Source organism: Pseudarthrobacter sp. KH_020_B, from assembly GCF_057840185.1.
In genome coordinates, this window is sequence record NZ_CM174506.1 from 1996078 (window position 1) to 2017540 (window position 21463).

Here is a 21463-nt window from a genome sequence, read left to right on the forward strand (position 1 = left end):
GGCCTCCCTTCAGAGAGGAGCCCGTAAATTGCGGACGTATGCAGATACATCAGTGCCTACATCAGTGCCGTTTGGACATTCCGTTATTTATTACAACAGACCAGCGTTACTGCAGCGTTACTTGAAACGGACAGGGGATGCGCGCCGCCGCCGGCCTTCGATTCTTCCCCAACTGCCCTGACAGATGTTGAAAATGAGGCGTTTTCACGAATGCGAGTATGTGGGCGCACCTCACGCGGCCGCGCTGGAGGTGAGGGCTATTTGGTGCTTTGCTACCACCGGTCCTGCAAATTTGTGTGCATCTGGTTGACACCGACCCGGAGATCCCATCCGAGGGGGGACTGCACCTTGGAACAACTGGGACTGACCCGGATTTCGTTGACTCTCGGGGTTTAGTGTTGCTAGGCGGCTTTGAGGCCGGTATTGATTGTCTCAAACTCGACCGGGGTTAGCCGTCCGAGGCGCCGCTGGCGGCGTTTCCGGTGGTAGGTTTTCTCGATCCAGGTCACGATGGCCAGGCGAAGATCGGCCCTTTTGGACCATCGCTGGCGGTCCAGCACGTTCTTCTGCAGGAGTGAGAAGAACGATTCCATGGCGGCATTATCGGCATACGCGCCGACCCGGCCCATCGATCCTTTGAGCCCGTTGCCTGCCAGCGTCCTGACGAAGGCGTTGGAGCGGAATTGGGAACCGCGGTCGCCGTGCACCACGGTTCCTGCCGGCTCCCTGAGTGCTATCGCGTTGTGGAGTGCCGAGACGGCCAGAGACGCTTTCATCCGGGAATCGATGGAGTAGCCCACGATCCGGTTGGAATAGACGTCTTTGATGGCGCACAGGTAGAGCTTGCCCTCGTCGGTCCGGTGCTCGGTGATGTCCGTGAGCCACAGCTGATCAGGCGCCGTCGCGGTGAAGTCCCGGCGGACGTGGTCATCGTGGACGGGCGGGCCGGCTTTGCGGGTCAGGCCGCGCTTCTTGGCGAACACGGACCAGATCCGTTGGCTGCTGCACAGCCGCGCCACCCGGTTCTCTCCGGCGCTGAAACCTTGGTCTTCGAGTTCGTCGGCGATGAACCGGTATCCGAACGCCGGATCGTCCCGGTGGACGTCGATGGCGGCGTTGATCAGGTGCGCATCAGACCAGTCGCGCTCTGTGACCGGCGCTGCCTTCCAGGCGTAGAAGGCCTGTTTGGAGAAGCCCAGCACCCGGCAGGCCACCGCGACGGGGATCCCGTCCGCGGCAAGGTCAAGGACCAGCGGGAACTTCATTTTGGGGGCAGTTCCCGGGCGAAGAAGGCCGCTGCCCGGCGCAGGATCTCGTTCTCCTGCTCCAGCAGCCGGATCCGTTTCCTGGCATCCCTGAGCTCTGCGGCTTCCTTTTCCGTCACGCCGGGACGGGCGCCGTCCTCTATGTCGGCTTTCTTGAGCCAGTTGTGCAGGGTTGCTTCGGAAATTCCGAAGTCTTTGGCGATCTGCGAGATCGGGGCTTCGTGCTTCCGTGCAACCGCGACCACGTCACGGCGGAACTCAGCGGGGAAAGGCTTGGGCATATTGAACATTCTTGCTGCAAGGAGTAAATCCTCACAAGTCAGGAGTCAAGCAAACCCGGGGCAGTCCCACTCCTCGCATGCGGAGCCTTGACGGCGTTCTATGAGTACTACTTCGGCCTCAGTTGAACACCGGTAACGGGTGCGGTGAAGCCCGAACGCCTACCTAGTCACGGACTGTCAGAATTGTGAGTGAGTCCCAGGGAGCAAGACCATCAGTCAGTCGTAGCCACATTTGCTTCTCGCCGGCTTTTCACGGCTGACGCCCCTGGAGGAGGGCATAGATTAGGATCCGTCCGGGTCCCGCCCTGGCCCCAAATAGTCACATCGGCAGACCTACAGCCTTGGACATGGCTATGGTGGCCCTTGACGACGATAACGCTGTAGTAACGCGCTGAGAGGTGTACTCCAAAGTACGAAGTCCTACGCGGGTTTCGTGCCAAACCAGGACAATAACGTGGTCGGAAAGATCCGACCATTGGATGGAGATGGCAAATGATCCCGGACGATTATCACGCCCTTTATGACCGCGGAGCTCAGGTGGCACGCAGCGCCCAACACCCATCCGCGGAGACCCCAACCACCGGGCGGGACGCGTTGTCCGCTGACGTACCGGACCTGGTCATCGAGGAGGATGAAACCACAGGGCTACCCAACCGGATCGTCAGCCGGCAGCCCAGCGGCCGGCTGGCTGCGCCGGGACCTTCCGATGCGGGTGACGCCGTGCGCCAGTTCGTCCAGGACAGGCGGGCCGTCTGGAACCTCGCGGAAGAGGACGCAGCGGCTGTGGAGGTGCGCTCGGTCAGCCGCACCGGCCTCAAGACAGCGCAGTTGTACCAGAGCGTGGACGGCGTGGAGGTCTTCGATTCGGAGGTGACAGTGGCGCTCGACGACGGGAACGGCGTGATCTCGATGTCCGGGCAGCTGTTCCCCGGCGCGGGCGTCGCGGCCCGGGAGCGCCGCGCGGAACGGGCGCGGACCCCGGAGGACGCGATCGCCCGGGCAGCGTTCGACCTGACCCGGGTCGTTTACCAGTCTACCGACTTTGCACTCGCGGCAACGCAGCCCGACGATACTCCGTACCGGTTGTATGAGTTCAGGGCTGGCGAGAATGACCGTCGACCCCTGTTTGAGCGGCCGATCAGGCTGAAGGACGTGATGTTTCCGTTGGGGAATCAGCAGTTCGCCTCAGGTCACTACCTTGAGCTGTGGATCGTCGGATTTCCCGCGTTTAGTTACGTCATCGACTCTGTGGACACTCCATTTGTCCTGTTCCGCAAGAACCTGGCCAGTGAGAGTGCCTCCTTCACCTATCGCGTGCACAACACTGGAGACACGCTGTTCCGGCCCCATGACGGGCCGGCTCCCGGAACCCCCCATCCCACGGGGATGCCCGACGGCTTTCAGGCAGACGCCGTCGAGGAACGCCTGGTCACGCTGGAGAGCCTGCCCGGCCGGGACCCCTGGTTACCACCGGGCGCGACGACCACGCAGGGAAACAACTGCATCGCATACGCCGATTTGAAGGCGCCGACAGGGCCGGGCCCCGGCGATGTGTTTGGAAAAATTTCCGCACCCGACACGTTCGATTACACCTACGATCACAGCCAGGACGCCAGAGAGGCAACAAATCTCCAGAACAGCCTGGTAGGCATGTTTTTTCATGTCAACTGGCTCCACGACCGTTGGTACGAGGCAGGCTTCGACGAGGCAGCCGGGAACGCCCAGGCCGACAACTTCGGCCGCGGCGGTGTTGGAGGCGATCCGATCCTGGCGGAAGGCAACGATTTCAGCGGCACCGACAACGCGAACATGTCCACCCCGGCAGACGGGGCCAGCCCCCGCATGCAGATGTTCGAGTTCCTAGGACCGCAGCCCAATCAGCCGACCCGTACCAGCAACCACGAAGCGCTGATCACGTTCCACGAGATGGGCCACTACATCACCAACCGGCTGGTGGGGAATGCGAATGGCCTGACCAACCAGCAGGGCCGCGCCATGGGCGAGGGCTGGGGCGACTTCTTTGCCATCAGCATGACGTCGCAGCCCGCCGACGACTTCGTCAACGGTGTCTTCCCGGTGGGCGGCTGGACCGACCTCACACCAAACTTCAATGACAACTACTACTTCTCGATCCGGCGATATCCCTACAGCGCGGACATCGAGAAGAACCCTTTGACCTTCCGCCACATCAGCGCCGGGCATTTACTCCCGGTTGGTGCGCCCATCAGCCCTAACGCCGGCGGCTCGAACACCGCCGTGCACAACGCCGGAGAGATCTGGTGCGCAGCACTGTGGGAGGTCTTTGTGAACCTGGTGGCGAAGCACGGACATGAAGAAGCCGAGCGGCGGATTCTTTTGGATGTGGTCGGCGGCCTCAAGCTGACGCCGTCGCGGCCGACGTTCCTGCACGCCCGCGACGGGATCATCTCGGCCGCGACAGCCCTCAACCCGGAGGACTTGCCCGAAATTTGGTCGGGCTTTGCCAAACGTGGCATGGGAGTCGGGGCAGTGGCGCCGGCACAGAACTCTACCGACCTGATTGGTGTCGTGGAGAGTTTCGCTGTACCGGCTCTCTAGTGCGTGCAGACACCACGTCCCGTCGAATAGCCGATCACGAGGAGAGCCATGGATGTACCAGTGCAGCCTTCAGGTTGTCGACGAAGGCTGAGCGGGCGGCCGCGCCCCGTATTGCTGCCACGGTCGGAGTCGAGTTCGCGGCGTGATGCCGGCACGGCGGCAACCGGGCTGGTTGATGAGGTTTCGACCGACACGTATCGAGAGGCCCTCGAAGCCCTCACCGCACACCCGACCCGGCATTCGTTCTCGTCGGCGTACCGCGACGCGGCACGAATGGTCGGCGACAGGTTTGCCGCGCTTGGCTATGCCACCCGCGAGGAGCCGGTCGCCTTCGGTGGTCGAGAGACACTCAACATAATCGCCGACAAGCCCGGTACGGCCCCCGAGGACGAGCGACAACTGGTCTACGTCGTGGCGCATCTGGACTCGATTAATGAGGCCGGGGGCGTCAATGCACCAGCACCCGGGGCAGATGACAACGCTTCGGGTGCGGCGGGAGTCTTGGAGATCGCCCGTGTGATGGCCGCCGCCATCATGCAGCACGACCTGCGCCTGGTCATGTTCGGGGGCGAGGAACAGGGGCTCCACGGGAGTCGCATTCACGTGGCCGATCTGACTGACGCTGATCGCTCGAGGATCATCATGGTGGTCAACATGGACATGATCGGCCGCCTCAACACCGCCGCACCCTCAGTGCTTCTGGAGGGGGCGGCAGTGTCCCAACCTGTGATCGACGCGTTGGCGCAAGCCGCCCAGGAGACTTCGGACCTGGAGGTATTCGTCTCGCTCGATCCCTTCGCTTCTGACCACGTGTCCTTCATCGACGCCGGCCTTCCTGCTGTGCTGACCATCGAAGGCGAGGATCAATTGAACATCGATGAGCACACGCCCAAGGACACACTCGCCGGACTGGACATCCCGGTGGCCATCAGCATCCTTCGAATGAACACCGCTGCGGTCGCTGCCATGCTTGGTGTGTCGGCTTGAACGCTCCGCACCGGCCGAAGCGGGGCCACACCGGAGATGACCCCGTCCCATCGATCGAAAGGCAAGCACGTGGAGGATCTCATTGGCCGCCTCAAGGCCGCCAACGCTCGGATCGAAAGCCGGGATAGCGCGCTTGGCGAGGAACTGCTCGAACGCCGGGAGGCCACGGCATTCCCGGAGTTGGCCCCTGACCTCGAAGGAGCCCACCAGGATCCCTCGCCGACGATCGAGGTGGACGGGGAATCAGTTGATGGATCCGACTTCGCACAGGAGACCATAGTCTTGCGGACGGGGCGTCCTGTGCTGGCCGTCGTCGGTGACGAGGCGCAACTCGTGTTTTCCGATCCGGAAAGCAAGGTCTGGAAGTCACGTCTCACTGATGCTTCAGCGCATCTGGTCAGCGCCGTTCGGGCTGTCGGCCGCATCGAAGTCGAAGGACACGATCTGGCCTGGCTCGGCACTGGTTGGCTGGTACGCCCGGATGTCGTGGTCACGAACCGTCATGTGGCGGCGGAGTTCGGACGCAACGACGGCACGTCATTCGTGTTCAAGCAGGGGATCGGCAGCAGCCAAATGAAGGCCTCGATCGATTTTCTGGAAGAAATCGGAAGCGCCAGTGAACGGACGTTTCGGCTGAACCGCATTCTGCACATCGAGGATGCGGACGGACCGGATTTGGCGTTCGTGCAGGTCACCCCTACCAGGAAGCCCGTTCCAGCGCCTATCGGGCTTTCCACACATTCCGAAGCCAACGAGTTGGTAGCGGTGATCGGCTATCCGGCCCGGGACAGCCGTATCCCGGACCAGCAGCTGATGGACGAGATCTTCGGAAACGTTTATGACAAGAAGCGCCTCGCTCCCGGACAACTGACTGCGTCGGATTCGACGTCGGTCCGCCATGATTGTTCGACCCTTGGCGGCAATTCCGGGTCGGTGGTGCTCTCGCTGAAGACTGGCGAGGCGGTGGGCTTGCATTTCGCGGGCCGTTTTCTCAGAAGCAATTTTGCGGTACCGAGCACCATCGTGGCGGAGCGGCTCGAAGAGGTCCTGAGCGGCCGAACCCGGACGCGTCCCGTTAAGCCAACGGTTCCGGATCGGCGGGCATCGGCAAATCCCCAGGCACCCACGGCTCCCCGCACGGAGCCCAGATTCTCGGTTGTGGTTCCACTCCGGTTGACGGTGGAGGTCGGCAACCCATACCCGGACGACCACCAAGACAATCGGCGAACGGATGCGACGTCAACAACGGTAGATACCGAAGACGAGGTATTCACCGAGGCGGTTGCCGCCGACTACCGGGATCGTCTCGGATACGAGGAAACATTTCTCGGCGATCCCGTGCCGATGCCGTCCGTAACGAGCGGGCAGGATGATGTCCTCACGTTCACTGTCGATGGACACACCGAAGATGTCCTGCGGTATGAGCATTTCGCGGTCATGATGAGCAGGAGCCGCCGGCTGTGTTTGTTCAGTGCGGTGAACATCGATGGGTTGCAATCCGTCTCGATGTCGCGCGTGGGCTGGCGCACAGATCCGCGTATTCCGCTCGGAGCGCAGATCCGACATGAGTGCTACGGTGCCGAGCCAAAGTTCTCACGGGGTCACATGACCCGGCGCGAAGACCCGGTTTGGGGTCCCCGTGATCCGGCATCGAAGGCGAATGCGGACTCCATGCACGTCACCAACGCCGTCCCCCAGATGCAACCCTTCAATGGTGGAGTCTGGCTCGAACTCGAGAATTACGCGCTCCAGAACGCACGCAAAGACGACATGAGGATCTCCGTCTTTACAGGCCCATTCCTGACGAGCGAGGACCCAACCAGGTTCGGAGTACGTATCCCAACAGAATTCTGGAAGGTCATCGCATTCATTCATGACGAGACGCGGCAACTATGCGCCACCGGATACACAATGTCTCAGCAGGACTTCCTGCGTGAAGAGGAATTTGTCTTCGGCAAGCATAAAACTACGCAGCGATCAATCGACTCCATCGAGCACCGCACGGGACTCTCGTTCGGGCCACTTGCCGCACTGGACCCCATCCAGGACGCCGAGGGCCTGGTTTCCGAACTGACCGATGTCAGTCAGATCCGGTTCATGTGACGTATGTCGCAGGCGATAACGCGGCAGTAACGGGTTGGATGCTGAAGTTTTTCTGTACAGAACTAACAGGTGGATCCTCTCAGAACTGACCTCAAGGAGGTAGCCATGGCCCCGCGACTCATCGAAGTGCGCCAGCCGAATCCGAACGACGTCATAGGTAGCGACTTTACGATTGCCGGGTTCGGGACCGGCTTTGAAGCTACGGTCCTTTGGCAGCTCTTGGACATGAACGGTCAAAGCGTTGCTCAGGGGAACATCCAGGGCGCCGGGTCCATGGGAGTCATCCGCGACTTCGGCAATGAGGTGTCGATTGGCGGTTATACCGCCCGTGCAGCCCCCATGACGCTTCAGGTCTTTGGCGAGGATGCCTCCGGCATTCATCCCCCGGGGACTGACCTTAACATCGTTCCCGTCACCCTGTTTACGGCTTTGGAGGGCTTCAAGCTTTACGAAGTCCAGGCTGGCGACACCCTGACCAAGATCGCTCGCGAGCAGGGCCAAAACACGACTGCCGAGGACGTCTTCCAAGCCAACCGGGACCGCATCAACAACCCCAACCTCATCTTTCCCGGTCAGATCTTCCGCATACCGCTGCTCGCGTGAGGTCTGTTTAACTATGCCCTGTGGGGGCCAACCATTGGAGTTGAAATGTGGGACGATCCGCCACAATTGAAGTCGATGCTCGCAACAAGACCGTGGCGGACGGAGTTGCAGCATGGCACGCGATGGGGTGATCCAGGATGACCGGATGGCCTCAGGCAGACAAACGGTCGGGCAAAATCACTCTCGTACTCGACCAGCCCAGCACCCTCGGTCCGGACGATGACCTCCGTGATGGATTGTCCGCGATCGTCCGTCAGGGCGACCACCTCTGGGTCGCTAACGATGAGACGACCAGTCTCGAACGGCTCACAATTGCCGGCGACCAGGCCGCCACCCACCACAGCTTCGATCTTAGCGATTTTCTTAAGCTGCCGGGGGAGGGGGAAGTCGACATCGAAGGCCTCGACGCCGAGGACGACAAGTTGTGGCTGCTAGGGTCACACAGTTCGGTCCGCAAGCGGGTCAAGGATAAACACAACCCTGACCAGGCCCGGAAATCCCTGGCCGCAGTCGACGTCAGCGTGCGCCGGCAGGTGTTGGCACTGCTTTCGACCAGAACACTCCTTGACCCGGACGCTAGCCGGAACGGTGAGCAACAACACCTCCCTGTGTTCGGCCCTGGAGGCGATGGCGGGGGCCTGTTGGATCTCCTGTCCGCCGACCCTCACCTTGAAGGCTTCATACGGTCAAATCCGATCCCGGGCAAAGACAACGGGATCGACTGCGAAGGCCTGGCTGTGGCGGGCGACCGGGTGTTCATCGGCCTGCGCGGGCCGGTTCTGCGCGGTTGGGCAATGGTTGTCGAGTTCGATGCCGGAGACGGGCCACATATTGAGCCGCAGCCAATTAGTCCCGGGGGGCGCCGCTACCGCAAGCACTTTCTCGATCTGCGTGGTTTGGGTGTGCGGGATCTGTGCCGTCACGGCGATGACCTGCTAGTGCTGGCGGGGCCCACCATGGAGCTCGACGGACGCACGGCCATGTTCCGCTGGCGGGACGCGCTCACATCGGAAGGCGAGGCCGTCCTCCACAAAGACGACCTGAAATGCGAACTGAGCATACCGTTCGGAAAAGGTGAGGACCGGGCAGAGGGGATCACCTTACTGGAGGACGACAGGTCGGTCCTGGTGGTGTACGACACCCCAGCCGACGAACGCAAAACCGGAGACCACGGCATCCTCGCCGACGTCTTTGACCTCAGGGAGTAAGGAACTGTGCGGCCCTATCCTCTAGTTTCTAGTACAGGCCCGCAACTGGCTAAGGAAGCGTCGGATACACTTCCCGCGCTTGTGAGTCATTCGGTGCCAGCCCGGATGAAACCTGGTGCTGCGCACCGCTTTCTTCCGGCCACCAGTTCCCTCAATCGGGACTGCTTGGAAGACAGGCAGGCCGGGGGCGACGATCTCTCTTTCACGAGCCATGACGCCCAGCCGAAAATCGGAACCACCCCGGCCCCTCCCAAGGCCACCGTAAACGACGACCACCCCACCTCAACAGGGGGTACTTAAGAGATACAAGCCACCTAACCGCCGTTCTCGGCTAAAAGTGAAGGGCATTTGGCGTCCGGTAGCTCGCTGTTTCATCTATGAATCGATTACTGAGACAAGCGTGGGCCTATGTGAGAGTGGGCTCTCCGCATATCAAATAGGGGGGACTAAATTGTTGACTCCGATTCCTAATTTGCGCATCCTCATCGCTGAGCCTCTGCCGTTTCCCGTGCGGCTTCGATGGTCGCAAGTGTGTTCCGGGTGTTGTACGCGCCGGCAATAAGTGCGCCGCCTAGGCCCGCAGCGATTGCTCCACCGGCCACAACGATAAGCCGTATAGTCTCCCCATCCATCAGGCAATCCTACTTAGGCTTCACTGCCTTTCTTGCCTCAGGCTCCGTCCTTGATTGTTTTGCAAGTCATTGCATACGCCAAGAGTATTGAGGCAGCAAGGTCTATCCAGCCGACAATGGGGAAAGTGGCCAGCTCCTTAGGTACACCGCTAAGGACAATGCCAAGGGCAATAACCGGGATTTCTGCCGCATCGATGGAGGCGGCCTCCTCCTGCGCCTTGACCATCTTGGCGTGGAGTTCGGCGGTCTTATCACTCACCTCGCTCACCAGCTTCTTGACGTCGGTCACCTTGTTACTCAGGTTCTCTTAGTCGCTGTTTACGAGGTTTTGTAGGTTTCTCAGCGCCACTTCCATGATGACCAACTTCTCTTCGACGGTTGCATCAGGAGGAATGTTGTTTCCTGCAACGAGTCTCGTCGAAAGCGCCCCGGCTCCGCCGGTGGCAGACGTAGGGTAATCGGTCGTACTTGGTCGGGGAATGAACTTGAAGTACTTGCTGAGCCACATCTGGGTCACAATTAAACGTGACTTCGTCCAAAATTTAGCGAGGAACAGCATTCGCTTCCATCCATGGGGCGACGTGAGTACCGCTCCCAGAACAGCCAGCAGTACGCCGGCCGCCCGGAGTATGAGTTCGTCTTCCCACCTAAGTAAACTCCAGACATCCATGACGAATATGGGCGCAATTAAACAAATCAGGGCTAGAACCGAAATTAGTTCTAGCCCTGATTTCAGCCGGCACCAGTCAGACGGTGCGCCATATTCCTGGCTGGTGTCTGAGCTAGTGAGCGGCTTGGTACTTCTCTAAGATGTCGGCCTGAATACGGCCACGGGTGTTGACCTGGAAACCGTTGTCGATAGCCCAGAGACGGACGGCCTTACTGTCCACGCCGCTGGACTTACGACCCGCCGGACGACCGCGTCCACCGGAGGTCTTACGAGCGGCATCGGTAAATCGAGTCAGTGCATTGCGGAGTTCCGCTGCGTTGGATTCGTTCAGGTCAATCTCGTACTCAGTGCCGTCAAGGGCAAACGTGATTGTTTCGTTGGCTTCCGAGCCATCAAGGTCGTCGGAAAGAACTGTAATTACTTTGCGTGCCATGTAATTAGACTATCAGTCACATAGAGGCGGGCGACACAGGATTGTTTGTGGGACTGCTTGCGCCCCCGGAATCCTCAAATATGTTGTCTATGCTCATTGCTCCAGCGGCCGCTTTGTCAAGGAGTGCCATGAGCATCTTGTCGCCAAAGAGTCTCTTTTTCTTCTTCTTGGAGAGGTCGTCATACTGGCTAATCAAGTCGCTCAATATTTTCTGCTTCAAAATTTCCCGTTGTCGATCTGCGTTAGCCTTCGCTCTTTTGACTTGTAGAGAGACGTAGGCGGATTGAAGCGCAATGAGGCTACCAGTCAAGGCAACAACTGACGACACCGCAGTAACCGAGGCCTGCACATCCATCAATATCTCAAGCGGGCTTTCCTTTTTAATCCTCCGGATGATTACTGAGTCGGCAAGGTGGGCCCTAGCGCGTGGGTTCGTCAGCTCGTAGGGCTGTGCCATTCCTACGATTAGGAGCGCCTCCAAGTTTTCCATCAGTTCCGTGAAGTCTGCAATCGTATAGACCTGGTTGGTAAAAATGATTCTGACCGGCAGTCCGACACTTTCAAGGGACGCATTCACGCGTCCCTTGGGCTTAGCCCCCCGTTCGTCCCGTGGTGTCATGGCACAACCTCTTCCATCGTTGGCGAGTTGGCGCCTAGATTACTCTCCAGATACCGCCAACACCAGAACAGGGGGTCGGGGCCGCCGACAAAGAAGTATGACCACCTGGGGTGGGGGAGTGGCCCGCTTGCAGCGTCCCACAACCAAGGTAAGGGGACGCCGCGCTAGAAGGACAGCCGATTTCATCCCACCTGACGGCTCGCCGGAAGATGAGTCGCAGTTTCAGCTGAGCCCACGACATCTGACTTTGCATCGCAGGAGTTCCCATCAAGGCGAGATGACACCCCCAAGAGCGACGGGCTGAACGGCCGCGGCTGTAGCAGATGGTGCAGCCGTTCTTGGTGCCGCAGACAAGGTGGCCGACGGTTTCATTGTGGTTCTGCGGCGGAGCATGTCGTCGACGAGTGCGACCCAGAAGTTCAGCTTGGGGCCAAAAGGACCACACGCTGCTGCGCCCGGACCACCAACCTGCGTGCAGCGCGTCCGAGGCGATCTGCCGCACGATATTGACGACTTTTGTCAGCTTACTTACCCGATTGTCGTGGGGGTTTCTCTATTCCTTTGAGGATGTGTGGGCGTACCGTGAGCGGCATCATCCGTACGATGGGAGCAAAGATGATGGTCGTGGGAGGGCGCAGCGCGCCACAGGTACTTGCACGTGGTTTTGCCGGCGGCCAAGTGCCGCCGGCTTTGTTGTTCCGGGTCTTGAAGCGCTGACAGACCCCGGGTGGACGCCTCTGTCAGCACTTTACAGACGCCTACACCTTCATTACGAGTTGAAGTGTTTCATGGACTATCGGGGGATAAATTATGGATTCTGATATGGACACGCCGCAGGACATCGAACCGGAAACGGATGCATTCGCCGGGACTGATTTGTCAATGGTGCCCGCTGATCGGCCGAACGGGCCGCAGGAAACCTGGGGGACGGATGCTCACCATGCCGGGTTCAGGTCTGCTGTCAGCTTCCGACGCTGCGACTGGCCATGACCCCAGCCGTTCCGAAAGCCCATTCCTCGGGTCTGGCGTGGTCCATGGGTCTGGTCCCGGCGGGGCAAAGCCGGAAATCAGGCGGCCAGCTCTGCCTTAAGCCCGGTGCGCTCCTCGCGGGGGAGCCGTGGCGAGTAGGAGGAGTGATTCACAACGAACCCCGTCGCCGCGTTTTCGCGCACAGCCGCGATGCCGTCCACCACTGCTTTAATCGACGTGAACCTCGGTGAGACGGCCACGAGTGTTCCGTCGGCTGCGGTTAGCCGGAAGAGGAAAGCTCCCTCTCCTTCTCGGATGATTTCAAACGTGCCTGCCATGCTGTTGTCTCCCCTGCTCATGCATCATTGCATCGATCCGTTGATTCACGGATTGTGATCCGGCCAGCATTAGGATATCCGAGCATGCTTGGCAAAGGATGCTGCTGCGTGTGCATTCGGCGATTGAGCGGACTTACACTGCCTCGCGCAAGTGATGAAGCAGCTCAGCGTCCCGCAGTGGACCTGATTCAGCGTTCCTCAAACGGGGATCTCAAGACCGCTATTCGAAACGGCATCTAAGCCGATGAATACGCTGACACGCCAGCAGGAACATGAGTGGTCCTGGATCGGGTTGACATACTCAAACATCCGGGAAATACCTGCTCAGGTCCTTGCCTTGCCTCGCCTCGCCCACACTGACACATCGCCCGAACCAACATGGCATGCCGCCTGCATATACGCCTAAGGCGAAACGAAGCAGAACGACTCCACATCAGCAGCAATGAAAGCATCAGGTAGCGGCGGTGTCGGTCCACTAGCCGCTGACCGTTTCGCGGGCCGAGGACCGTGAGGCCGAGGTCGGTGAAGAACGCGATCGCGGCTTCGCGATCGCGGACGGCGATGCCGACGTTGTCGAGTCTGATGGCCATGCGTTGCATTCTATCGAGCCACGCTGGTTGGCTCCGGTGGCGAGTCGGAGCCGCCCGCCGTCAGACGATAACAGAGGAGGTTATCCACATACTGCAGTTCTGCCTCCGGGACCGGGACGCATGGACACATAGGATGGATCCATGCCCGAAGAGAACAAGCCGATGCCGGCGTACCGCGGGTAATTGTGAGGACCAAGAACCGCGAACCCCCTCGGGATCATGGAGGACACGGACCGGGGTCCGGAAAGAATCCCGGACGGACATAGCTTCGTGCTCCCGCGCGACGCCCATCGCAGGCTCTTCTTTCGGCGGAACATTGAGATTCTGAACGAAGGCCCTGGCTCCGTGACACTCAATCTCCACCAACCGCTTGAACTACTGCAAACGACCGCAGCATCACCCAATGCACCCTTGCACCGAACGAGTGCGTGGAAGGAATTTACCCGGTGTGCCGGTTCCGCAGGTTCGCACCGTGACGGCCCAGGGGCCGGTCTCCTTTTCCTGGAAAGGTGCCGCCCCTTTGGGCACTTTTGCGGTAGAAAGGCTGGATGCTCCTGCGGGGCGCGGTTCGGTGGTGCGGGTTCGGTCCCGGGCACCGTGCCCGGCCTTGTTCAGGCGGTTTGGGCCCGGTAGCTGAAGAGTTTGAGCAGGTTGTGGCAGCCGGCCATCAGCTTCCATTCCGAGGCTGCTTTCTCCAGCCCGCGCAACAGGATGTGTTTGCCTTGCCGGGTGTGTATCTGTCCGAAGACCGGTTCGACGATGGCTTTGCGCCGGGCGTAGACCGCCTTGCCCTTCTTCGTTTTCAGTTTCCGGGCCATCCGCTCTGTCAGGGTCGCGTCCGCCGGGATCCTGCCCCGTGGCGCTTCCGGGACCGGGCGTCCGTGTTTCATCCGCCGTGTGGAGATGAAGAACTCGGTGGCGCCACCGGCTTCCAGGTCTTTGACGTGTTCCAGGTTCGCCGCCGAACAGTAGCCGGCGTCGGCGCTCCACTTCGAGGGCATGGCTTCCAGGGTGTCCTGGGTGTTCTGGACCATCGGGACCAGTTGCTGCACGTCCACCGCGGTGTTGTTCAGCTCGGTGGCAACGATGACCTGGTGATCTTTATCAACGACGCCCTGGCCGTTGTAGCAGTAGTGGTAGGAACCGTCCGCGGTCTTCATGATCCGGGCGTCAGGGTCAGTGAAGTTGCGTTGCGCCGTGGCCTTGGGCACCGCCGCGGCAGCGGCGGCATCGCCCGTGCCGGTGACATCCTCGTCATCATCCCCACGGGTCCGGGCCTTCTCTTCGGCCTCACGGCGGGCCTTGTCCGCGGCTTCGGCCTCGATGGATTCCCGGGCCGTGGCCATAGCGGCGGCGCGCCGGGCGCGGTTGGCCAGTTCGGCGGGCAGCTCATCGCCGCGTTTGCCCGGACCGAAGCGGGCGTCCTCGGCCGCGTCCACGGTCTTCGCCTCCGCCATCAGGTCGCTGATCTCATCGGCCAACACTTTCTGCTTCGCGGTCAGCCGGGCATAGGACATGGCCTTGTGCCGCGAGGCGTTGGCCCGGACCTTCGTCCCGTCCAGTGCGACATGGCCCAGCGAGACCATGCCCGCGGCCCGGCAGAGCTCCAGTGCCTGGAGGAACACGTTGGCCAGCGCGGCGAGGTGGCGTTCGCGGAAGCGGGCGATGGACCGGAAATCCGGGGCCTGCTGGGCGGCCAGCCAGCGGAACGCGACCACGTCCGTGCACGCCTTTTCCAGTTCCCGCGAGGACCGCACCCCCACGCAGTATCCGTAGAGCACGATCCGCAGCATCAACCGCGGGTCATACGGCGGCTGGCCCTTCGCCTTGGCATAGGAAGCGTAGAACCGGGTCAGATCCAGTTCATCGTCCACAAGCTCGCCAATGAACCGTGCCAGATGGCCCTGCGGCAACCACTCCTCCAGCGACGGCGGGACCAACATCACCGCATCCGGCACGAACGCCTTGAAACGCTTCCTGGCCCCGCCATTGGCATCCATCGGCACATCGGCCGGGAGCTCGAGCCGCTCCACGAGGGACTCATCGAACAAACCATCCTGCGCGGAAGAACCGGTATCCATACCCCGATTCTTCCAGCCACCACTAACAGGCCGCGGTTAATCCGCCGGCATTCTAAAACCGGCACCACCATTACTGACCCACGCACCCAGTGAGGCTTCGCCTCTGACCGCCGAGCGACTGGGTCCGGTACCGTTGTTGGCCTACCTGCCACTGCGGGTGCACGCTTGAGCTGTCGGGATTCCCTTGTTCGAAGCGGTGGCTGCCATGACAAGTATCAATGACGTTCTCGAAGGCCACGTGGCGCTCGATATCGAGTGTCTGGATCGGATCTATCTCAACGGTTACGTTCCCAACCTGCAGGTCGGCGGGCAGGTCGTCACGTTCATGACCAAACATTTAGGCTGTCCGATACCGTCTCCTGCCATCCTGGAAAAGATCGGCACCGCGTTCCGCCGGGCAGTCAACGCTTTCGCCGAAGCCAACCACGTCCCCCTGATCCGCTTCGGCAAGGACGACCGCAAGATCGACATCATGCGCCGCTATCTGGCCGCCCAAGAGAGGACAGGCCGGTCCGGGGTCGCCGCGATCGGCGTGGCCCAGGAATACCAGAATGTCTTCGCCGCGTACCAGCGCCAAGGCACCAACGGCATCCCGTGCTTCTCCTTCCCCAAGGCCGACCGCCGCGTGACCTGTTTCTACTTCTACATCTGGGACCAGGACTTCGGCCCGGCGTTCATCAAGATCTGTGCCTACTTCCCGTACCCTCTCAAGGTCTGGCTCAACGGCCACGAGTGGGCAAAACGCCAGGGCCTCGGATTCACCGACCTGTCCAACGGTTTTGCCTCCTGTGAGGATCCCCAGGCCCTGCAGCAGATCTGTGACCGGCTCGGACCGGGCACCATAGAGATATTCTTCCAACGTTGGATGGCCGTGCTGCCATTGCCGCTCACCGACCACGACGCGGACGCCGGGTACTGGTGGGAATTGTCCATGCGGCAGATTGAGATCTCGCGGACCATGGTTTTCGACGCGCCCCGGCACGCCCGCGCCTTCTTCGAAGCGCTCGTGGCCGACAACCTCGATATCGGCCGCCCCGAAACCGTCGAGTTGCTGTTCACCGGCCACGCCCCCCACTCCCGCCGCGCGCGTCCGATCGTGAACCGGACGCCCCGCAAGACGAAAGTCGTCACCCGCGACACCTTGGTGACCGTGAACGCGTTCTTCAAGCACTCCCGCATCAAGCAGTACCTAAAGGAAGGCAGGGCGCTGCGGATCGAGACGGTCATCAACTCCCCGAGAGACCTGCAATGTCTCCGACGCCTGGAACATCTGGACGAACTGCAGACCAAAGCCCGTGACATCAACACCAGGCTGCTCGATACTGAACGTGTCGGGCAGGGTTGTGTCCTTGCGAGCCCAGCCTTTGAGCGGGTCGCGCTTCCCACGCTTACCGCGGAGGGAAGGAGGGCCCCGGCCCTGCGGTTCGGCGACCCTCGGGTCATGGCCCTGCTCGGCGCCCTTTGCGTCACTCTGAACGCCCTAGGATTCACCCACCGGAGCCTCCGTGCCCAGGTGAACCACCTGCTCGGAGCGGCCTACGGCACCAACCAGATGAGCTATGACCTGGCTCGGCTGCGTCTGAACGGGCTCGTCGAACGCCGCCCTCATACCAACACCTACCAGCTCACCGCAGACGGCCAGCGGACTGCGATCTTCTACACCAAGGTCCATGATCGGCTGCTGCGTCCGCTCCTGGCCGCCAACGCCCCGCCCGCACCAACAGAACTACGCCACGCCATGACCACTATCGACCGGCACGTCCGCAGCTATATCGACGACGCCCGCCCTGCCAAACGCAGCCTAAAAGGTCAAAACAAACGCGTATGTTTTGACCACGAAGGAACGCTAGCTGGGTTGCGCGAATCGAGTTGCCCAAAATGGCTCGGGAAGTTTTAGGGCGCGAAGCGAACATCGGAGTTGGCATCGCACAGTGGCGCTAGAGGAATCATCCCTATCTTGGGCTAGCCCAGGGTTTTCATGATGGTGTCGCCCGTGGGGTGTGTTTAAGCGACGAAAGGTGCTTCTGAGCTGGGAAAATAGTGTTGTTGACGCACTGTTTCACCGGCTGAAAGAAGCACCTTTCTGATGTCCAAGAATACCGGAGTTTTCCCGTCCCTTGCTGTCGCCACGACGGGGCAGCAACTGGTCTCCCACGCCGGGCTGAATGTGGTGACGTCCCTTGTTGACGCGCTCGGATTCCGGGGCTTGTGCGAGGATCGTTTGGGGCAGTTCGTCCCGTCCGGGGCCCGCCATCGGCCCGGCACGATCCTGGGCTCGTTGGCGGTCATGCTCGCCGGCGGCGGAGAACACGTCTCCGATCTGGATATCCTGCGGACCGGTGCCGGCGTCTTCGGGAACGTTGCTTCGAACGCGACGATTTCGAGGTTCTTTGAGCGGGCCGTGACCAACCCGGATCTCTTCAGCTACGGCTTCGCGACGTTGACGCGGGAGTTGCGTTGGCGGGTGTGGGAAGCCGCCGCGGACCGGAACCCGGCGTTGACGGCGACCACGCTGGAGCCGCTCATCGTGGACCTGGACGCCACGCTCGTGACTTCCCATAGTGACAAGGAGAAAGCTGTGGGAACGTACAAGGGCGGGTACGGGTTCGCTCCCTTCATCGCCAGCGTCGATTACGGCACAGGCCACGGGGGCGGAGAGATCCTGGCGGCACTCCTGCGTCCGGGTAATGCCGGGGCCAACAGCGCCTTATGCCGATATCGGCATAACGCGCTTTATCCCGATAGCCGGATTATGCCGAAGTTCCATCCGTGGCCTGGTCAAAGGCCTGTCACCGGCCGATTTATCGGCATATTCACGGGCTGCGGGTGGATGCTTGCCTTCCCAGGAAGGAAGGTGCCGCCATGGTTGCCGCTACACACGAGGAATGGTCCGCGGATCTGCTCAACCCGTTCTTTGAGGGGTTCGGGGACCACCTGACCGCGACGGGGTTGGCTCCTGCGACCGTGGACTACCGGTTGCGAGTGGCCTACCAGTTTGGGCGGTGGTTGGAAGATTCCGGACGGTGCTTCGAATCCATTGACGGCCATGTGATTCAGGAGTTCATCAAGACAAAGAACCGGGCAACCTATGCTGGCTGCACGTATCAGAGCACGCTGGGGCAGCTGCTGCTCTTCCTACGCATGGTGCATCGAGTTCCCCCACAAACACCCGAGGAGCTTCCTCCCGCCAATGCACTGGATGAGCTTCTTGAGTCGTGGTCCCGCTACCTCGTTGAGGGTCGTGGGCTCGCTCCGGCATCCGCTTACCTGTATACGTCATTTGGCCGGAGCTTCCTTTCCCGGGTTGCAGGTGAGGATGCGCTGCTTCTGAACACTGCGGTCACTGCGGAATCCGTGACGACCTTCATGGTTGCACGCGGTTCGGAGGTTTCGGCTGGACGTCTTGAAGCCGAAGCCTCACATCTGCGCAGTTTGTTGGGGTTCCTGTTTTCGCGAGGGCTGGCTGGTGACTTGGTTCACTCTGTGCCCTCGGTCGCCTCGCGTCGAAACTGCAGGGTTCCCAAGGTTTTGTCCGCAGACATGGTGGAGGGTATTGGCCGGGAAATCGGCACCTATCCCGGCACGCATTACCGGAACCTGGCCATCCTGGCTCTGCTTGCGGAGCTGGGGTTGCGTGCCCAAGAAGTCGTGGACCTGAGATTCGAGGATATCGATTGGCGTTCCGGCACCATGGTGGTCCGCGGCAAAGGAAATTACCGGGAAATCTTGCCGTTGACGCCAACGGCCGGCCAAGGCCTTGCAGAATATTTGAAACACGACATCCACCGTGGCCCGGAGGAACGGCATGTATTCCACTCAGCAGTCGGTGCATACGGGCCGCTGGGAGTCAACGGTGTCAAGAACGCCGTGAGTAATGCGGCCCGCCGGGCGGGGTTCGGTCCGATGGGACCTCACCGTTTCCGGCATACCCTCGCATCCCGGACCTTGAACGCGGGTGCCTCGATGGAGGAAGTCTCCCAACTTCTGCGCCACCGATCGATTAAGTCCACCAGCATTTACGCGAAGGTCGATTTTGAAAGGCTTCGTTTGGTAGTCAGGCCTTGGCCCGACCTCACCATCAGGAGCTGGAATGGGGGCGCCTCGTGAACGATCTTCACGAGCTCGTTGAGCGTTATCTGCAGGTGCGCCGCGCGATGGGGTTCAAGCTTGCTGAAGAGGAACGGATCCTCAAGCTCTATCTTCTTTTCCTTCAGGAACACCGTTACCCCAAGCAGAGTCTGGAGAACTCACTCGAATGGGCGAGGCTCGGGACGACATCGATGGTGAAAAGCGTCAGGTTGAGTGTGGTGAAGAGCTTCGTTCGGTGGGCTCAAACCTTTGATCCGCAGCTGGAGCTGATCCCGCAGCGATTGCTGCCACGAGAAAACCGTCGCGCCATCCCTTATGTTTACACCCCCGAACAAGTGGTGGCGCTCATGGAACAGGCCGCCCGATTACCCCAGCCCTACAGGGCGGCCACGTACTGGACGCTACTGGGGTTGCTCAGCTGCACCGGGATGCGCGTGGGTGAGGCGTTGCGTCTTGACCGTTCGGACGTGTGCGAAGGACTTGTCCATATCAATGATTCCAAATTCGGCGTTTCTCGGGTGATTCCCATCGATTCGACCACGATCAAAGCATTGGAGGACTACGCAAACATGCGGGATGCGAAGTTCACTAGTCCTGCCACCGAGGCGTTCTTCGTGTCATTACACGGCACGCGGCTGATCTATAACAACGTCCATATCCTCGTGCAAGAGCTTTTGAAAGCGGCCGGGATCCAAGCGATCTCACGGCGACACAGGCCCAGGATCCACGACCTGCGCCACGCATTTGCCACCGCCACCCTCCGCGATGCGTATACAAATGGGCATGATCCGGCGCAGATATTGCCGATCCTCGCCACGTACCTCGGGCACCAAAGCGTGCAGGGGACCTACTGGTATCTGGAAGCTGAACCGGGACTGCTCAACGCTGCCGCGCGGCAGGTTCCCATGCTACTGACACAGACCGGAGAACCATCATGAGCAATATTGCCCCCACTCTGGAACAATTCTTCACCGTTCACCTGATCCAGGAGGTGAACGCCAGTGCGAACACTATCGCCGCCTACCGGGATGCCTGGGTGCTGCTGTTGGCTTACGTGCACGATCGCAACGGCACACCAGTGCACCAGTTGGATCTCGCCGTCTTCGACGAGGCCATGGTCGGCGGATTCCTGACCTATCTGCAAACGGAACGCGGGAACGGCATCCGAACTCGCAACGCCCGCCTGGCCGCGATCCATGCGTTCTTCGCTTACGCGGCGACACACCACCCTGAGCACGCAAAGAGTATCAGCGGGGTAATGAACCTGCCGATGAAACGCCACGAACGCATCAACCTGACCTTCCTCACCGAAGACGAAGCCCGCACGCTGGTCGACTCGCCAACCACCCAAACCCGGGCCGGTCGCAGGGACCGTGTCATGCTGCTGACCATGGTCACCACCGGGCTTCGAGTCTCAGAAGTCACCGGTCTTCAATGGAAAGACCTGAAGCTGCAAAGCCCGGCGCACCTCTCGTGCCTGGGCAAGGGACGCAAAACCCGGATCACCCCGCTGAACACCGAAACACGTCAAGCCTTGGGCGCTTGGCGTGAGGAGCTGAAACTCGAACTTACCGATCCGGTCTTTCCTAGCAATCGGGGTACGTCAATGAGCACCGACGCCGTCGCCCAGCGCATCACCGTCAATGCCCAGAAGGCTGCCCTGTCTTTCCCCGCCATTGCACGTAAGCACATCACCCCACATACCTTGCGGCATACCTGCGCCATGCGGTTGCTGCAGAGCGGCGTCGGGATCGCCACGATCGCCTTATGGCTGGGACACCAAAGCATAGAAACCACACAGATCTACCTCCACGAGGACCTCTCGATGAAGGAACGCGCGCTGGCAGGGCTCGACCCGATCGGAAACAAACCTACCCACTTCCAACCCGACGATGAGCTCCTGAGCTTCCTCGAAGGACTCTGAATATGCCGATAAATCGGCCGGTGACAGGCCATTGACCAGGCCACGGATGGAACTTCGGCATAATCCGGCTATCGGGATAAAGCGCCTTATGCCG

At 60.7% G+C, this 21463-nt stretch carries 16 protein-coding genes and 2 pseudogenes; 10 read left to right on the forward strand and 8 right to left on the reverse strand.

Annotated features, from left to right (window positions below):
* Positions 1–401: 401 nt before the first annotated feature.
* Positions 402–1546 (reverse strand): IS3 family transposase gene (locus AC3IT0_RS09235; RefSeq protein ID WP_489323409.1). Its coding sequence is split into 2 segments (ribosomal slippage): positions 402–1273 and positions 1273–1546, totalling 1146 coding nucleotides; the frame shifts between segments, so codons are not numbered across the junction.
* Between the two features lie 720 nt (positions 1547–2266).
* On the opposite strand from AC3IT0_RS09235, the gene AC3IT0_RS09240 reads away from it, so the two are divergent.
* The 5 genes from AC3IT0_RS09240 to AC3IT0_RS09260 all read left to right on the forward strand — a co-directional run bounded on the left by AC3IT0_RS09240 (position 2267) and on the right by AC3IT0_RS09260 (position 9024).
* A complete protein-coding gene (locus AC3IT0_RS09240) occupies positions 2267–4123 on the forward strand; it encodes a M36 family metallopeptidase (RefSeq protein WP_489323410.1) in 1857 nt (618 codons plus the stop codon).
* Between the two features lie 48 nt (positions 4124–4171).
* Positions 4172–5110: a M28 family metallopeptidase gene (locus tag AC3IT0_RS09245; protein WP_489323411.1), complete on the forward strand. Its 939-nt coding sequence runs from the start codon at positions 4172–4174 to the stop codon at positions 5108–5110.
* Between the two features lie 69 nt (positions 5111–5179).
* Positions 5180–7213 (forward strand): DNA/RNA non-specific endonuclease, encoded by a 2034-nt coding sequence (locus AC3IT0_RS09250; RefSeq protein WP_489323412.1) that lies wholly within the window; start codon positions 5180–5182, stop codon positions 7211–7213.
* A gap of 105 nt (positions 7214–7318) precedes the next feature.
* Entirely contained in the window at positions 7319–7816 is a 498-nt protein-coding gene (locus AC3IT0_RS09255) for a LysM peptidoglycan-binding domain-containing protein (RefSeq protein WP_489323413.1), read from the forward strand.
* A 137-nt stretch (positions 7817–7953) separates the two neighbouring features.
* Positions 7954–9024 (forward strand): DUF3616 domain-containing protein, encoded by a 1071-nt coding sequence (locus AC3IT0_RS09260; RefSeq protein WP_489323414.1) that lies wholly within the window; start codon positions 7954–7956, stop codon positions 9022–9024.
* Between the two features lie 669 nt (positions 9025–9693).
* Here AC3IT0_RS09260 and AC3IT0_RS09265 read toward each other — a convergent pair.
* From AC3IT0_RS09265 to AC3IT0_RS09295, 7 genes and pseudogenes are all read right to left on the reverse strand, one after another.
* The gene (locus AC3IT0_RS09265; RefSeq protein WP_489323415.1) at positions 9694–9945 is read right to left on the reverse strand and encodes a hypothetical protein; all 252 of its coding nucleotides are present in this window, start codon (positions 9943–9945) and stop codon (positions 9694–9696) included.
* An 18-nt stretch (positions 9946–9963) separates the two neighbouring features.
* Entirely contained in the window at positions 9964–10326 is a 363-nt protein-coding gene (locus AC3IT0_RS09270) for a hypothetical protein (protein ID WP_489323416.1), read from the reverse strand.
* Positions 10327–10438: 112 nt separating this feature from the next.
* A complete protein-coding gene (locus tag AC3IT0_RS09275; protein WP_489323417.1) occupies positions 10439–10759 on the reverse strand; it encodes a histone-like nucleoid-structuring protein Lsr2 in 321 nt (106 codons plus the stop codon).
* Positions 10760–10775: 16 nt separating this feature from the next.
* The gene (locus tag AC3IT0_RS09280) at positions 10776–11378 is read right to left on the reverse strand and encodes a hypothetical protein (protein WP_489323418.1); all 603 of its coding nucleotides are present in this window, start codon (positions 11376–11378) and stop codon (positions 10776–10778) included.
* 1067 nt (positions 11379–12445) lie between these two features.
* Complete coding sequence (locus tag AC3IT0_RS09285) at positions 12446–12706, reverse strand: YegP family protein (protein WP_489323419.1); 261 nt, start codon at positions 12704–12706, stop codon at positions 12446–12448.
* Between the two features lie 457 nt (positions 12707–13163).
* Positions 13164–13275: pseudogene (locus AC3IT0_RS09290) on the reverse strand (VOC family protein); the annotation flags it as partial.
* A 611-nt stretch (positions 13276–13886) separates the two neighbouring features.
* Positions 13887–15275, reverse strand: a complete 1389-nt coding sequence (locus AC3IT0_RS09295) for an IS1182 family transposase (RefSeq protein WP_489323758.1) — start codon at positions 15273–15275, stop codon at positions 13887–13889.
* Positions 15276–15594: 319 nt separating this feature from the next.
* Here AC3IT0_RS09295 and AC3IT0_RS09300 point away from each other — a divergent pair, with 319 nt between their 5' ends.
* From AC3IT0_RS09300 to AC3IT0_RS09320, 5 genes and pseudogenes are all read left to right on the forward strand, one after another.
* A complete protein-coding gene (locus AC3IT0_RS09300) occupies positions 15595–17253 on the forward strand; it encodes a hypothetical protein (protein WP_489323420.1) in 1659 nt (552 codons plus the stop codon).
* A 189-nt stretch (positions 17254–17442) separates the two neighbouring features.
* Positions 17443–18063: pseudogene (locus tag AC3IT0_RS09305) on the forward strand (transposase); the annotation flags it as partial.
* 155 nt (positions 18064–18218) lie between these two features.
* Positions 18219–19463, forward strand: a complete 1245-nt coding sequence (locus AC3IT0_RS09310) for a site-specific integrase (protein ID WP_489323421.1) — start codon at positions 18219–18221, stop codon at positions 19461–19463.
* Positions 19460–20383: a tyrosine-type recombinase/integrase gene (locus AC3IT0_RS09315; RefSeq protein WP_489323422.1), complete on the forward strand. Its 924-nt coding sequence runs from the start codon at positions 19460–19462 to the stop codon at positions 20381–20383. The genes AC3IT0_RS09310 and AC3IT0_RS09315 overlap by 4 nt, the downstream gene beginning before the upstream one ends.
* Complete coding sequence (locus tag AC3IT0_RS09320; protein ID WP_489323423.1) at positions 20380–21369, forward strand: tyrosine-type recombinase/integrase; 990 nt, start codon at positions 20380–20382, stop codon at positions 21367–21369. Before AC3IT0_RS09315 ends, AC3IT0_RS09320 begins: the two co-directional genes overlap by 4 nt.
* Positions 21370–21463 lie beyond the last annotated feature (94 nt).